Source organism: Moorena sp. SIO1G6 (assembly GCF_010672795.1).
Classification (GTDB): Bacteria; Cyanobacteriota; Cyanobacteriia; order Cyanobacteriales; family Coleofasciculaceae; genus Moorena; species Moorena producens.
This window is the reverse complement of the sequence record NZ_JAAHFZ010000046.1, coordinates 1-14471: the sequence shown is the minus strand read 5'-3', so window position 1 is coordinate 14471 and position 14471 is coordinate 1. Positions and strand designations below refer to the sequence as shown.

The following is a 14471-nucleotide window of genomic DNA, read 5'->3' as shown; positions in this document are numbered from 1 at the left end:
TTTTCTCATATTCATGAGGTATAGTAACAACAATGGGCAAACCAGTTGCGGATATTTTCTTGAGTAACTTGAAGCATAGCATTGGTAATCCCATCAATGAGAGCCTGATAGGTTCTAGAACACCGATTCAGTAATCGAAACATGGTAAGCACCTAAACAAAATTAATTACCTACTCCCAATCTCTGTAACCCTTACATTATAAGGCTTTGAATTTTGGAAAATGTGTAATTAATTTTGTGCACCTGTTTACTCATTTACTGTTGAGAGCTGAGGGGGTGATATGAGCCATGAAAAGCTTACTATATAAGGCTTTGAGGCCATTTATCTTAGCCTAGATAAACTCGAAAATTGACCCTACGAATGATTTTCTGGAACCTCAAACCCTTATAACTATGTCCAAGGTCAGTCCAAAATACCATGTATCTTTTTGTAACAGATCGGCTGAACGTATTATCCAGTAAGGATTTTACCTTGCATGTTACCCCCTCAGGTTGAGAGATTGGAGCTGATAGAGCCAGAAGCGAATATTTATTCGCGATTACTACACCAGGACGTGAAGGTTATGGCTGAAGTTTCCCCGTACAAATGTACAGGGAAACTTCAGTTTTTAGAGTTTTTACCCTAGAAGCATTGGAAGAAGCAATTTTCCAGCGTTGTTGTCAACTTATCAAGCAACCTCAAATACTTAGGAGGTTGACTCAATTCCATTGGTAGCCATCATCGACAACTTGCATTGTCTAATTAAACGGATTCCATATGACCCTGTTCTGCTACCTGAATCCCAACGACGAAACTACTTCCCATCAAAGTCACCTGCATCAATAAAACCCTTGCGAAAAAACTATTGCGGAAAGAGGCGAACTGAAGTACCAATAACGCCCATTGTCAGAAGTCACATTCCAGTTACTGTCATCCCGGTAACGGCGCTAGAAAGGGCATAAGACTTATTGGTCACAAACAAAACCACTTAATTCATTTTTTGTTATCTTTTCTATCAGCTAGAAAAAGATAAAGAAAAAGGACTTTAATGCCTTAAATGGGGATCACCGGCACAATATGCGGAAAATCAAGAGTAGGAGACAGCAGTCCAAGCGAAATGTCTACCTAGTTCCCATGGAAAGCCATACTCCCCTCGGAGTGTCTACCTAATACCGACATAAGAATTATGCGTTTTAAATAAAAGTCAACTTAGTCCCTTTTGGTTTGTGTCGGAAATAGGAACTAGGTCAATTTATAGGCGTAATTTGTAATGCCGGTAATACCTATTATATTAATTACTCGGAAGATAATAATAAACCTACAGTATAATTTGATGTCAGTTTGGGTGAAATACTTGCGCGCCACTTCCTTGTGAGAAGATGGGCGATAGACTGCCCGAATCACCGTTCAATTACGTATGGTAGGTAAGGAATACCCTCATGACAAGTCCCCAGGTGATCTGTGCTGGTGAAATGCTATTTGACCGTTTGTCTAATCAGCCAGGAAAACCCTTAGAACAGGTGGAGTCTTGGACAGACTATCCCGGTGGCGCACCAGCGAATACTGCTTGTGCTTTAGTAAAGCTGGGTATACCCACTGCATTTATCGGTTGTATTGGTCAAGATCAGCCAGGAGACACACTGGTAGAGTTGTTAAATGACGTTGGTGTCGATGGCACGGGAGTACAGCGTCATGATACAGCTCCCACACGGATCGTCTATGTGGTGCGAGATGCCTCAGGCGATCGCAGTTTTGCTGGATTTGGTGATATCGATACCACAGAATTCGCTGATACACGACTTCAAGGGGATCACTTGCCTACTGAACTATTTAAGGAAGCGAAATTTCTGGTATTGGGGACTTTGGAATTAGCCTATCGAGACAGTAAGGCAGCAATTAACCAAGCCCTTAAGTTGGCACAACAACACCAGGTCTCTATATTTATAGATGTGAACTGGCGACCGGTCTTTTGGAATGATGCCAATACTGCCATTGAAATTATTCAAGACATGATCCAGCAAGCGGACTTCCTGAAACTGACTGATGAGGAGGGAGAGTTTTTGTTTGGCACTGCTGATCCAAAAGCGATCGCACAACGGCTGGATAATGTCAAAGGAGTATTAGTTACAGCCGGGGAACGAGGCTGCGCCTACTATCTGGGAGGAAACGAAGGGAAGTTACCAGCATTTTCTGTAGCAGTGCAGGATACAACCGGTGCCGGGGATGGCTTTACTGGTGGCATTATTTATCAACTATGCCACCGTGACCGGTCGAGTCTGAGTGATCCAACCGTTGCCAAAGATGTGGTTACCTATGCCAGTGCAGTAGGCGCACTGACCACTCTCAAGCCTGGTGCGATCGCAGCTCAACCTACATTAGCTGAGGTGGAAGCTTTTGTCTCTAGTTAGTAAGCTGTTCAGCATTTAGATTAGGATACCTAAATTTCTCAAAGGGAACAGGGAACAGGGAACAGGGAACAGGGAATAACCAATTTAAATGGACATCAGCTTACTCTATAGTTATTATCTTTAAACTGAAGTTTCCCTTTGACCTGAGCGGGTAACAAACAGGCTAAAAAGATGGCGTTGCTGAATTAAGGAATGAATGCGCGATCATTTGGTTTGATTGAAGCCCCCTAAATCCCCCAATTCTGGGGGACTTTGATAGTTTTGTTCCCCCCAGAATTGGGGGGCTAGGGGGGCAAAACCATACGCATAATCAGCAACGCCAAAAAGATTGCTAAAAAGGTTATCAATGGCTAATTTGATGGCAATTGAATGGATAATTCAAACTACTATTCCAACTACTATAGTTACCTTGGGCAGGATAAGGAACCAACTCCACAATGCCCTTGTGATTAATTATCCATCCTTGGGCTTCAATGATAGGTGATTTCTTTTTAGTCATTGGTTGTTCCTGATCTGGGCTGTTATACCCTAATTTCCTTCTCCTCCAACTCCGGCTTCTTCTCCTATTGCTTAATTGTGTACTGCTTTGATCAACCATTAGCCGCAAATCCGGTACCACCACTTGACCCCGCAACACCCCAGCTGGGTTAGCGGGGATTCCTCCTTTTCCGGTAACTAAAAAACTATTCCCGCTGTTTGCTGCACAATCGGTGATGATTTGATTGCTGGTATCCACTACATCTACAGGTAGCTTGTCTAAGGCTTGGGCGGGGTTTACTTCTGGAGTATTTAGAGTAACACTGCCATCAATACCAAGTTGGGAGGAAGCGGTAATCTTACTACTGCGATCGCTAAAAATTCCAATGGCCGAAATCGTGATATTTCCCCCACGGCCTAAAATGGCATTGGCACTGATTTTACTACCCTTTGATGTCAGTAAAAAGTCAGTAGTAATAGTGATATTGCCACCAGTAGCAGTATCCCTGGCATTAGTCGTTATCTCACTGTTGTTGCGTAAGAAAATTAGTTTGGCATTAGAGAGGGTAATATTCCCTTGGTCTCCAGCAGAGGTTTCAGCATTGAGGAAACCATTGTCGAGTTGGATGGTATCAGCAGAGATGTTCAAGGTTCCAGCAACACCGGTACCTTTACTGCTCACTGTTACCAATGCGCGTCCGCTAGCGCTAAATGTCTTGGTATTCAGGTTAAGAGAACCCGCTTTGCCTGTTTGGGTTGCCTGAGATGCGATCGCACTAGCTGGCCCATCTGGGTCAATCCTGTTTCGTCCAACTCTCGCTAATCGCTTGTTGTAGGTAGGGTCAATACCAGAGAGAGTGATGTTTTCAGAAGCATTGATAGTAATATAGCAGTCGCCAGGGCAGTTAGGACATGACAAAAGTCTCACACCCTTTGTAAGCGCAAGAGTTTGACTTCTGACTTCTGACTTCTGACTTTTGACTTCTGCTATACTACCGGCATCACCACCCTTGAAGCTAGAGGTAAAAATCTGAGCACCATTGGTTAATGCTAGGGTGTCCACATCTAAGCTAATTTCACCAGCTGAAGCATCACTCTGACTTTTAGCAGTGATCACTGCCCCATTATCCAGACTGAGGGTCGGAGTTTGAATGAAAATTTCACCACCAACCTAAACAGTCCTATCGGGAATTATAAAAACAACATAAACTCTTGCGAGAAGCTCACCAGCAATTAGAAAAAACCAATACGTCCTATAGCCGATTTGTTCCCTTTGAATATCTTAACTTTCTTAAAAAAGAAACTATTCTTGATGTAGAGCTGGGGAATCACGTCAGTAAAGAAATGGCGATCATGTTCTCAGATATTCGCTCTTTCACTACCCTTTCAGAAACCATGAACCCCAAGGAAAACTTCGACTTTGTTAATGCTTACCTCAAGGGTGTTATAGCGGTTTTTAATCTAGTAAGGTACAATTTTTTTGGTTTTAGGGAGCAGGGACTGAGGCCGTAGGCCACGCGGGGCGCGTTCGGAGCAGGGACTTCGGAAGAGGGAACAGGGAACAGGGAACAGGGAACAGGGAAGAGGTAAAAAAATATGTGTACCTCATGAGGATAAAAAGCGCTATATAATTTTTTCTGCAAAAGCTAGATGCACCCAAACTTGGAAACCCAGCTGTAAAATCAATTCCAACAACCCTGTCAAATCCCAAAGAGCGATTGAATGCGTTGGCGAATCTGATTGGTACCAGTCTGTTTTTCCTGTGTTCCACCTACCTTTATTCCTAATTGCTCTAGGGTCTCCTTACGTGTGAATAATTCTTCGGAAATTTGGTCAGCTAAATCTTTGTGCTTTGCTAAAAGACTCTTTAAATTTTCCCGGTCTACCACAAACAGAATCGTGTCTTCTAGGGCGCGAAGGGTAGCCGTACGGGGGGTACCCAGAAGCAAAGACATCTCTCCAATAAATTCCCCTGGCTTGCGGGTGGCAACCCGTTTTCCGATCGATTCCACAAAAACTTCAACTAAGCCAGATAGAATAATATAAAATGAATCCCCTGGGTCGTTTTCTTCACAGATTATATCCCCTGCTTTGAGCATTTGACGATATCCTTGCTGAATTATATGTCGTAGATCGCTATCGCTACACTTTTCAAAGTAACTCACCTTCCGCAAGAGATCTCGCAGGGTCAATTTTCCTCTAGAGTTTGCTTTTACTTTGTTTTTTTTGGCAGCGGGTACAGCTTTGTTAGAAAGGGATTCTTCCTGAGAATATGAGCCGTTACCAGCACCAGTTTGTTGAGGTTTTTGTAGCAGAAATTCTAAGTCCTTCAGATTTCGGATATACAGGTCTCTCTGAGGCTCGGCGTGCTCGATTCCCTGCTCACGAAGTTGCTCTTCTATCAGATAATACAAACTACTCTGAATTGATTCCATATTTGGGGGATTGTCGATCCATACTAAGAGTTCAAAATCCATGCCGTCTCCAAACCCTTTAAAATATACTTCAGGAGCAGGAGATGGTAAAACTTCTGGTTCTTTGCGAGCCGCTTCTAACAGTACTTCTGTCACGATGACTGGATCGCTTTCATCGGGAACGTCAACAGGAATTCTGAGCCGAGCTCTGGGGTCTTCATAACTCCAGTTAACCACATTGTTTTCCAGGAAACTAGTATTTGGAACAATAACAAACACCCCATCATTGGTGCGGATAGTGGTGGAGCGAATCGAGATTTTTTCTACAGTTCCTGACAGGTCATCAACTTTGACATAGTCTCCCACCTTAATTGGTTTTTCAAACAGAATCGCCAGACCACTGATAAAGTTGGCGGTTAAATTCTGAAGTCCGAAGCCTAAACCAATACCCATTGCCCCTGCAAAAACAGTCAGGGAACTGAGGTTAATCCCAGCCGTTTGCAGAACAATCAAAAATCCTAAGACAGTTAGAACATAGCCGATCAGGGAGGACAATGCTTCGCGAGTCCCACGATCTAACCCGAAGCGAGTTAGCACCCGACGCTTAATCACGTCCTGAAGTTTACGAGATATATATAAGGTAACGATAGCCATCACTATGAGTTGGACTATCATAATCAGAGACAACTCTTGGGTGCCCAGCTGAAACAGCTTGGTGGTAAACACCTTTAAGACGATGTTCCAGACTTTGCTCAGCCATTCAAAAACCAACTTCATAATTCAGTTATTTATTAGTCAATCAAATTGTCAGCTATCAGCTATCAGCGTGTCGCGTATCAGCTATCAGCTATCAGCTGTTAAGTTTAATATAATTAAAGCACTTAAGAGCTAATTTATAAAGTGATTAATCTTAGGGTGGGCAGTGCCTACCAACGCGCTTTGCAAGCTTCATTATCTGTCTGGTGCACTGCCCACCCTACATGAACCAAGCTGATTGAGAATGGTGCAAGATGTGAGTAAGAGCTAATTTATAAAGTAAATCTTAAGTGCTCAAATCCCTTGACAGATATGGATTTCAGGTAAGAGGGGGCAAACGATGGCGAACTCCTGAAACCATTGCAACGCAATAGTTATAGCCCCTAGAAGCGTGAACTAAGAGTGAAGGTCTTGAATTCTGAGGGTAATTGCGTGTAGAAGGCTAGGGTCGATCTGCTTGCTCCAAGTCCAACGGAAGCATGGGTAGAAAAACTCGCTAATTTGAGGGACATATCCCAGTACAAATGCTTTCTTTGCGCCTAGATCATATTTTGGACACAAGTAGAGACACTCTACCTAGGAGCGATACTAAGGTAGATGGGGAAGTATTAGGCTGGTTTAGTTCACATTTTTTTCATATTTTTTTCATATTTTTTTCATAAATAGCCGATTATTTTCACATTTTGACCATTATTTCACATTTACTTCATAATCTAGTTCAGAAAAGCTAATTAGGGGTTTGAGCACTCAGAAATTTAGAGGCTCAATGATGTTAAATAAAGAAGAAAAGACTATCCCCTATCACTTAAAAACAATACTCTTAGCAAGATCGTTATATAAATTCCCACCAATTAACCGATGTTAATGTTGATTTTTTATGTAGGAAATGACCTTTATGCCCTGGATAGTTCTCAGGTCGTGGAGGTAATTCCCAGAGTCAGCCTCCGAAAAATACACCAAGCTCCTGACTATGTGGCTGGTTTGTTTAACTACCGAGGTGCAATTGTGCCAGTCATCGATCTGTGCCATTTAATTCAAGGTACTCCCAGCCGCTCCCACTTAAGCACGCGGATTATAATGGTCAATTACGTTGCTAAGAATAATACTCATTACTGCTTCGGTTTGATGTCAGAACGAATCACAGAAACCTTAAAGAAACCAGATACTGAGTTGGTCGATGCCGGAGTTCAAATGAATGACGCTCCTTATTTAGGAGAAATGATTATGGATGAAAAAGGCATGATCCAACGAATCCGGCTAGAGTATTTGTTATCGGAGTCCCAACAGATATACTTATTACCTCCTAGCCAAAGCCTAGGCAATTCCCGGTAATCTCCGGGAACTGTCAGCTAGGATGCAGACTAAGGTGCGATTTGTTCCTACGTTGTTTTGGTCATGATACCCGGGAGTGACCTCCAGCTCCCGGCTCTATCGCTAACTATTAAAACAAAGGCAAATGTGTAGTTAGCCCAACAAGCCATTACAACCTTGTCAAGGAAAACATTACCAGTTTTGAGGCATTTAACAATGCAAAATTACGTACTTGTTATTGACACAAACAAACGACCACTAAACCCGATTTCCCCAAAGAAGGCTCGTCGGTTACTAGACAAAGGTAAGGCGGCGGTTTTTAGGATGTATCCCTTCACGATCATATTAAAAACTGCGATCTATAATCCAGTGGTATTACCATGTCACATTAAAATTGATCCTGGTAGCAAGACAACTGGATTTGCCTTAGTCCAAAACAATCAGGTGATCTGGGGAATGGAATTAGAGCACAGAGGAGAATTGATCAAGAAAAAACTAGAGTATAGAAAGGCTGTAAGGCGCGGAAGACGTAATCGTCACACCCGTTACAGAAAACCAAGATTCCTTAACCGTAGACGAAAAGACGGCTGGCTCCCACCTAGTTTAGAACACAGGATTTTGACTATTCATACTTGGGTAAAACGATTGATAAAATTTTGCCCGGTCAATGAGATTTGGGTCGAAAGAGTTAAGTTTGACACTCAAAAAATGCCAAACCCTGAAATTAATGGCATTCAGTACCAGCAAGGAGAGCTAGCTGGCTATGAAGTTAGAGAGTACTTGCTAGAGAAATGGGGAAGAGAATGCACCTATTGTGGCAAGCAGTCCATCCCGTTACAAATTGAACATATTCACCCAAAATCTAAAGGGGGAAGTAATTCGGCAAAGCCGACGCTACGCGAACGAGTAAGTAATCTCTGCTTAGCCTGTGAAAAATGTAATCAACGGAAAGGTAATAAATCTATAGAAGATTTTCTGAAAAAGAAACCAAATTTACTTCAGAAAATCAAAACTAAAGCCAAGCAACCATTACCGGATGCAGCAGCGGTGAATACGACTCGCAACAAGTTAGTGAAGGTACTTCGATCAATCAAGCTTGTGGTCACAGGAACGGGAGCGCAAACCAAATACAACCGGACGAAACTAGGACTGCCTAAGCAGCACTGGATTGATGCCGCTTGTGTTGGGGATATTGAGACCTTGGTCTTGAGAACCTCTCAACCCCTGTTAGTCACTTGCAAGGGACCCGGAGGAAGACAGAAAGCAGCACTTAACAAATACGGTTACCCCATCAGACACAACCCATTGAAACCAATCAAAGGCGCTTGTTACTGGGGACATAGCCAAGCATAAAAAACTAGGAATAGGCAAAGTTACCCCTAGAAGCAAAGGAAGCTTTGGATTCACCCCGCTAGGAACCAAGGGCTACAAAAGTTGCAAATCTCAAGATATATCAGCAATACACCGAAAAGATGGATACACTTAGGGACTTGCATGTAAAAAAAATACCAATTAAAGTAGGGTGGGCAAAGTTATCTTATCTATAAGACTCATTTGAACCAAAATGTTTTTGCCCACCCTACAAGCTAAAATCTGGTATTTTATTTTTTGGCTACTCCCTTACAGGTTTTGCTAGTACATGCCGGATTTTACCAGGAAATAATAGTCCTAGGCATGACTGGAGCAGAAAATCAAAAACTACCAACTAACTAACAACTAAGAACTAATAGTAATGATTCAGGCGACTATCGAGGCTTTGCTGAGAAAGAAAATCGGTTTGGATGGCAGTACTATTGGGTCTAGACAGATTGCTAGAGCGATAGAAACCAGAAGATTGGCTTGTGGCTTACCGGATCAGCAAACGTATCTGCAGCAACTGCAAACCTCACCTCAAGAACTCGAAGCACTGATTGAAACGGTCGTTGTCCTAGAGACTTGGTTTTTCCGGGACAGAAAACCCTTTGCGTTTCTGAGTCGTTACGTCATATCTGAGTGGTTGCCCAAACCCAACCACCCCATCCTGCGGGTGTTAAGTATACCCTGTTCTACTGGAGAAGAACCTTACTCCATTGCTATGACCTTGCTGGATGCGGGTTTGACTCCTAATCAGTTTCGGGTCGATGCCATTGATATCAACAAGGAAGCATTGCGCAAAGCTCGACGTGCTCTCTACAGCAGGAATTCCTTTCGGGGCAACCAGCTACAGCAACGAAAACGCTATTTTAAGCAAACAGCAGATGGTTATGAATTATGTCAGTTGGTGCGGAATACGGTTAATTTCAAGCATGGTAACATCCTAGAGCCCTTGGGCAAGCCTCAGAGCAACTATGACATTATATTCTGCCGCAATTTATTGATTTATTTAGATAAATCTGCCCGCTTCCGTGCTATAGAACTCTTAGATCGCTTATTAATGCCTAAAGGTTTGCTGTTTGTGGGGTCTGCTGAAACAGGAGTAATAACTACCAATCGATTTGTGTCCGTTCGCTATCCCTTTGCTTTTGCCTATCAGAAGGTGAAACATCTTGGAGAAGGCCAGACCAGGGACTCTCAACAGGGGCGCAGGAGAAATTGGGAAACCTCATCGTCACTCCCGACTCATAAGTCCCCAGTGACGCTGATCCATTCTCTGTATCCAATACAGGAAAAGCACAAGGGGCAAAACCAGGAAGACCAAACAACATCATCTTCCCCTTCTGCCCTGGTTAATCGACAGTCTAAAGCAATCAAACAGTCCTGTTTACAAAGGGAGCTTGAAAAGGGACAAGAATCCTTGCTTGAAAAAGCCAGGAGATTAGCCAATCAAGGAAGTTTGGAGCAAGCGGCTACACTGTGCCAAACTTACCTAAGTCAAAATTTGACTAGTGCTGAGGCTTATGTATTACTCGGAGAAGTCCATCAGGGCTTGGGCAATGACGAGCAGGCTGAGCAATGCTTCCAGAAAGCGGTTTACCTGAAACCGAATTCCTACGAAGCACTCTTTCATCTGGCTTTACTTCAAGAAAATCGTGGGGAGCTGGCTAAAGCTACAGTAATCCGACAGCGAATTAAACGACTACAAAACCTGAAGAGTTAATAGCAACGGGGGCTATCTGGAATTAAATGAAAATTGCAACTAAACTACTAGGTCTACTAATCTTCTCTGGTTTGACCATACTTTTAGGGGGGGGAATTAGCTGGATAGGACTGTCAAAGTTAGCGAATGAAATCGGTAAGATAGCTGAAGAGGATCTCCCCCTAATCCAGCACATGACGGAAATGCAAGAAAGTCAACTTGCTCAGGGGGTTAATTTTGAACGGGCGTTTCGATTTAATTACCGATATACAGAAAGCGCCAGTGCCAGAAACATTTTTACTCAAGCGAGAGCGGAGTTCAACCGACGGGATGGATTAGTGCATGACGCTCTTATAAAAGTTGATAACATCGTCAAACGTGAAATCCAAAAAGCGTTAAGTAAAGAGCAAAAAGAAGGCTGGTCAGATTTGAAATCTGAATTAGATTCATATAACACAATGCATGATCGTTATGGTGATCAATCTCAGCAAGCGTTTAGGTTAATTGTTAGCAATCAACCTGAACAAGCTGAATTGGCGGCAGAACGGATGCAAGAGTCCCGAGAAGAACTTAAAGCAGAAATGAGGAGTCTCTTGCGGCAAGCCATTACATTATCTCAAAACTATGCGAATATTGCTAAAGAAGACCAACAACGTACAATCAAAATCGTACTGATTGCTTTCATTTTAATCATTGGGGCTACTCTAGGTTTTGGAATTTTTGTCACCCGCGATATTGTTAATTCCTTAAACAAAGCAGTAGATCTAGCAGAAGAGGTTTCCGCTGGTAATCTGAGTACCAAGGTGGAAATTACCTCAACGGATGAGATTGGACAATTACTGGCATCTCTGAAAAAGATGACTGAAAACCTCAATTCATTGATCTATAAGGTGCAACAGTCTGGGATCCAAATGACTAGCTCCACTACCCAAATTGCTGCCTCTGGTAAGCAATTAGAAGCAACCATGACCGAACAATTAGCCTCCACCAACGAGGTGACAACCACAGCTCAAGAAATTGCCAATACCTCTGGGCAATTAGTGAAAACTATGGAGCAAGTCGCTCAGCTGTCTCAAATTACTGCTGATAGCGCTAGCCATGGTCAACAAGACCTGATGCGTATGGAAAATACCATGCGTCACTTAGCCAATGCTACTAGTTCTATTTCTACCAAACTGGGGGTGATGAATGAAAAAGCCAATAATATCAGTAGCGTTGTCACCACTATTACTAAAGTAGCCGATCAGACTAATTTACTATCCCTCAACGCTGCCATTGAAGCGGAGAAAGCGGGAGAGTATGGGGCTGGATTTGCGGTTGTGGCTCGGGAAATTCGGCGGCTGGCAGACCAAACGGCAGTAGCTACCTTAGAAATTGAGACCATGGTAAAAGAGATGCAATCTGCTGTGTCAACTGGGGTGATGGAAATGGATAAATTTAGCAAAGATGTCAGTACTAGTGTCGAAAATGTCGGCAAGATTAGTGAACAAATTGCTAAAGTGATTGAGCAAGTGCAGAGCCTGATTCCCCGGTTTGAGATGGTGAATCAAAGTGTGGAAGACCAATCGAAAAGTGCTCAACAAATCAGCGAGGCGATGGTTCAATTAAGCGAAGCATCACAACAAACGGCTGACTCTCTAAGAGATACTAATCATGCTTTGGAACGATTGGATGATACTGCCCAAGGATTACAAACAGAAGTTTCGGTGTTCCAAGTTTAGAAAAGCCGAGTAGTAGGGTTGTAAGCGAGACACTGCAAGCATATTTTATGTGTCATAGTAACTCTAATGTTATTTAAAATAGGGTATTTTGAAATAATTGTGAAGTGATTAACCGGACTTGAAATAATTTTTATTATGGGCAATGAACCGAACATGATATAATCCCTATGATTTCCAGAAAGGGACTAAACTAATTTAGGTTTTACCAGTCTTAAGTCAACCAGTATAAATTCCAGACTATCCCGAGATGTTTACAAAAATTAATCACAGAATTTTCTTAGGAGCTTCAATACCCATTATTTGTCTGATTGGATTAGGGTCAATTTTCTATTCAAGCGCTATGAGAACCTTTGAATTTGAATCTCAAATTGCGACGACTTCTTCAACCCTAGGACAGAGAGGCTGTCCAATAGAAGTCAACCTGATCGCTCATGGGCTTACGAAAATGGTGCGGAGTGTCCGAGCCTATGTTATTTCTCCTGCAGAGGTAAGTTATAAGCAATCCTATCAAGAGGGCTATCAAAATTTTCGTCAATATAGTTCAGCGCTCAAGGAGCAAACTCAAGACACTATACAACGACAACTTTTGGATAATTACATTGCAGAAGGGGAGAAAATACATCAACTATCTCAACAGGTTTTCCGACTTGTAGATTCAGGCAAGATTACCGAAGCTACTGCTTTAGTTAAGTCAATTAATGCTGAAAATGTTGATAATAACAGGGTGCAGATGATCCAACGGGCAGAAGCTCTCATGAGGGAAGGGGTCAGACAATTCCAGGAACAACAGCGCTGGCTAATGAATGTGGTTTTGGTTGGCACTACATTATCGATAATACTGACTATCCTTATGGGTATATGGGTTACTTTGCCGCTACGAAGCAAGATAACTAGATTGCTAGGAGCAACCGAAAGGCTGTCTGCTGGGGATTTAACCCAGGCAATTGAAGTCTCTAAAGATCAAGATGAGATTGGACAAGTACTTGGTGCCTTGCAGACCATGACTGAAAACCTCAATTCATTAATCTATAAGGTGCAGCAGTCTGGGATCCAAATGACTAGCTCCACCACCCAAATTGCGGCCTCTGGTAAGCAATTAGAAGCAACCATGACCGAACAATTAGCCTCCACCAACGAGGTGACAACCACAGCTCAAGAAATTGCCAATACCTCTGGGGAATTAGTTAGAACTATGGAGCAAGTCGCTCAGCTGTCTCAAATTACTGCTGATAGCGCTAGCCATGGTCAACAAGACCTGATGCGTATGGAAAATACCATGCGTCACTTGGCCAATGCTACTAGTTCTATTTCTGCGAAACTGGGGGTGATGAATGAAAAAGCCAATAATATCAGTAGCGTTGTCACCACTATTACTAAAGTGGCGGATCAGACTAATTTACTATCCCTCAACGCTGCCATTGAAGCGGAGAAAGCGGGAGAGTATGGGGCGGGTTTTGCGGTTGTGGCTCGGGAAATTCGGCGGCTAGCTGACCAAACGGCAGTAGCTACCTTAGAAATTGAGACCATGGTAAAAGAGATGCAAGCGGCGGTGTCAACTGGGGTGATGGAAATGGATAAATTTAGCAAAGATGTCAGTACTAGTGTCGAAAATGTCGGCAAGATTAGTGAACAAATTGCTAAAGTGATTGAGCAAGTGCAGAGCCTAACTCCCCGGTTTGAGATGGTGAATCAAAGTGTGGAAGACCAATCGAAAAGTGCTCAACAAATCAGCGAGGCGATGGTGCAATTAAGCGAAGCATCACAACAAACGGCTGATTCTCTAAGAGATACTAATCATGCTTTGGAACGATTGGATAATACTGCCCAAGGATTACAAACAGAAGTTTCGGCGTTCCAAGTTTAGAAGTAAGCCGTCAGCCTTGGCCTTGGCCAAAAGGCCACGCTACGCGAATGGCCACGCTACTTGAGGTGCCTTCAGCTTTTTAATCACGGAAAACTGGCTCTGCCGAACTTACTATGTCAAACTCAAAACCTTCAACGATAACTATCCCGTGATTTTCTACCTCAATATCCTAAACTAACGGTCAATAGCGGTGCGACCCCGCGCTTTCGTGGGAGCGCTAGGGAATTCGCACCAAGAGGTTGACATTACCTAGCCAATCAAGAATGAAGGATGAAATTGGAATTGGAGGGATAGTATTGGAAATACTGTATCTTCCTAGAAGACTATCGTAAATATAGCGTTGATCAACTGTTCATTAACTGGGGGGGCGACAAGCGCCCCGTAAACCTTGATATATATTAAATTGAGCGAATTATGGTAAAAAAAGATAGGTCAGAAATTGTCAAGACGACCTATCAAGTTAGAATGATACCAGAATTATACCA

At 42.8% G+C, this 14471-nt stretch carries 8 protein-coding genes and 2 pseudogenes; 7 read left to right on the top strand and 3 right to left on the bottom strand.

Annotated elements, in window-relative coordinates; genetic code table 11:
• Window positions 1-11 precede the first annotated feature (11 nt).
• Window positions 12-119 (bottom strand): annotated as a pseudogene (locus tag F6K63_RS28145) (IS630-like element ISMae26 family transposase); the annotation flags it as partial.
• Between the two features lie 1300 nt (window positions 120-1419).
• Between F6K63_RS28145 and F6K63_RS28140 the strand changes: the two are divergent.
• Complete coding sequence (locus F6K63_RS28140) at window positions 1420-2388, top strand: carbohydrate kinase family protein (protein ID WP_287313746.1); 969 nt, start codon at window positions 1420-1422, stop codon at window positions 2386-2388.
• Window positions 2389-2731: 343 nt separating this feature from the next.
• On the opposite strand, the gene F6K63_RS28135 is transcribed toward F6K63_RS28140, so the two are convergent.
• Window positions 2732-3982, bottom strand: coding sequence for a hypothetical protein (locus tag F6K63_RS28135; RefSeq protein ID WP_287313744.1), 1251 nt, complete (start codon window positions 3980-3982; stop codon window positions 2732-2734).
• Between the two features lie 95 nt (window positions 3983-4077).
• Here F6K63_RS28135 and F6K63_RS28130 point away from each other — a divergent pair, with 95 nt between their 5' ends.
• Window positions 4078-4377 carry an adenylate cyclase gene (locus tag F6K63_RS28130; protein WP_008187535.1) on the top strand — a complete coding sequence of 100 codons (300 nt, stop codon included), beginning with the start codon at window positions 4078-4080 and terminating at the stop codon, window positions 4375-4377.
• Between the two features lie 188 nt (window positions 4378-4565).
• Here the strand turns inward: F6K63_RS28130 and F6K63_RS28125 are convergent, their stop codons facing one another.
• Window positions 4566-6056: a mechanosensitive ion channel domain-containing protein gene (locus F6K63_RS28125; RefSeq protein WP_287313742.1), complete on the bottom strand. Its 1491-nt coding sequence runs from the start codon at window positions 6054-6056 to the stop codon at window positions 4566-4568.
• Window positions 6057-6893: 837 nt separating this feature from the next.
• Between F6K63_RS28125 and F6K63_RS28120 the strand changes: the two genes are divergently transcribed.
• The 5 genes and pseudogenes from F6K63_RS28120 (at window position 6894) to F6K63_RS28100 (ending at window position 13986) form a co-directional block, all read left to right on the top strand.
• The gene (locus F6K63_RS28120; RefSeq protein WP_044494127.1) at window positions 6894-7367 is read left to right on the top strand and encodes a chemotaxis protein CheW; all 474 of its coding nucleotides are present in this window, start codon (window positions 6894-6896) and stop codon (window positions 7365-7367) included.
• Between the two features lie 195 nt (window positions 7368-7562).
• Window positions 7563-8832, top strand: a pseudogene (gene iscB, locus F6K63_RS28115) (RNA-guided endonuclease IscB).
• Between the two features lie 246 nt (window positions 8833-9078).
• Window positions 9079-10422, top strand: coding sequence for a CheR family methyltransferase (locus tag F6K63_RS28110; protein ID WP_287313740.1), 1344 nt, complete (start codon window positions 9079-9081; stop codon window positions 10420-10422).
• A gap of 26 nt (window positions 10423-10448) precedes the next feature.
• Entirely contained in the window at window positions 10449-12122 is a 1674-nt protein-coding gene (locus F6K63_RS28105) for a methyl-accepting chemotaxis protein (protein WP_287313738.1), read from the top strand.
• 247 nt (window positions 12123-12369) lie between these two features.
• Window positions 12370-13986 carry a methyl-accepting chemotaxis protein gene (locus F6K63_RS28100; RefSeq protein WP_287313736.1) on the top strand — a complete coding sequence of 539 codons (1617 nt, stop codon included), beginning with the start codon at window positions 12370-12372 and terminating at the stop codon, window positions 13984-13986.
• Window positions 13987-14471: the final 485 nt, after the last annotated feature.

What these genes read in the sequence shown, in the direction of transcription:
- F6K63_RS28105 (WP_287313738.1), top strand. Translation starts at nt 10,449, where the DNA reads ATGAAAATTGCAACTAAACTACTAGGTCTACTAATCTTCTCTGGTTTG.
- F6K63_RS28110 (WP_287313740.1), top strand. Translation starts at nt 9,079, where the DNA reads ATGATTCAGGCGACTATCGAGGCTTTGCTGAGAAAGAAAATCGGTTTG.
- F6K63_RS28120 (WP_044494127.1), top strand. Translation starts at nt 6,894, where the DNA reads ATGTTAATGTTGATTTTTTATGTAGGAAATGACCTTTATGCCCTGGAT.
- F6K63_RS28140 (WP_287313746.1), top strand. Translation starts at nt 1,420, where the DNA reads ATGACAAGTCCCCAGGTGATCTGTGCTGGTGAAATGCTATTTGACCGT.
- F6K63_RS28125 (WP_287313742.1), bottom strand. Translation starts at nt 6,056, where the DNA reads ATGAAGTTGGTTTTTGAATGGCTGAGCAAAGTCTGGAACATCGTCTTA.
- F6K63_RS28100 (WP_287313736.1), top strand. Translation starts at nt 12,370, where the DNA reads ATGTTTACAAAAATTAATCACAGAATTTTCTTAGGAGCTTCAATACCC.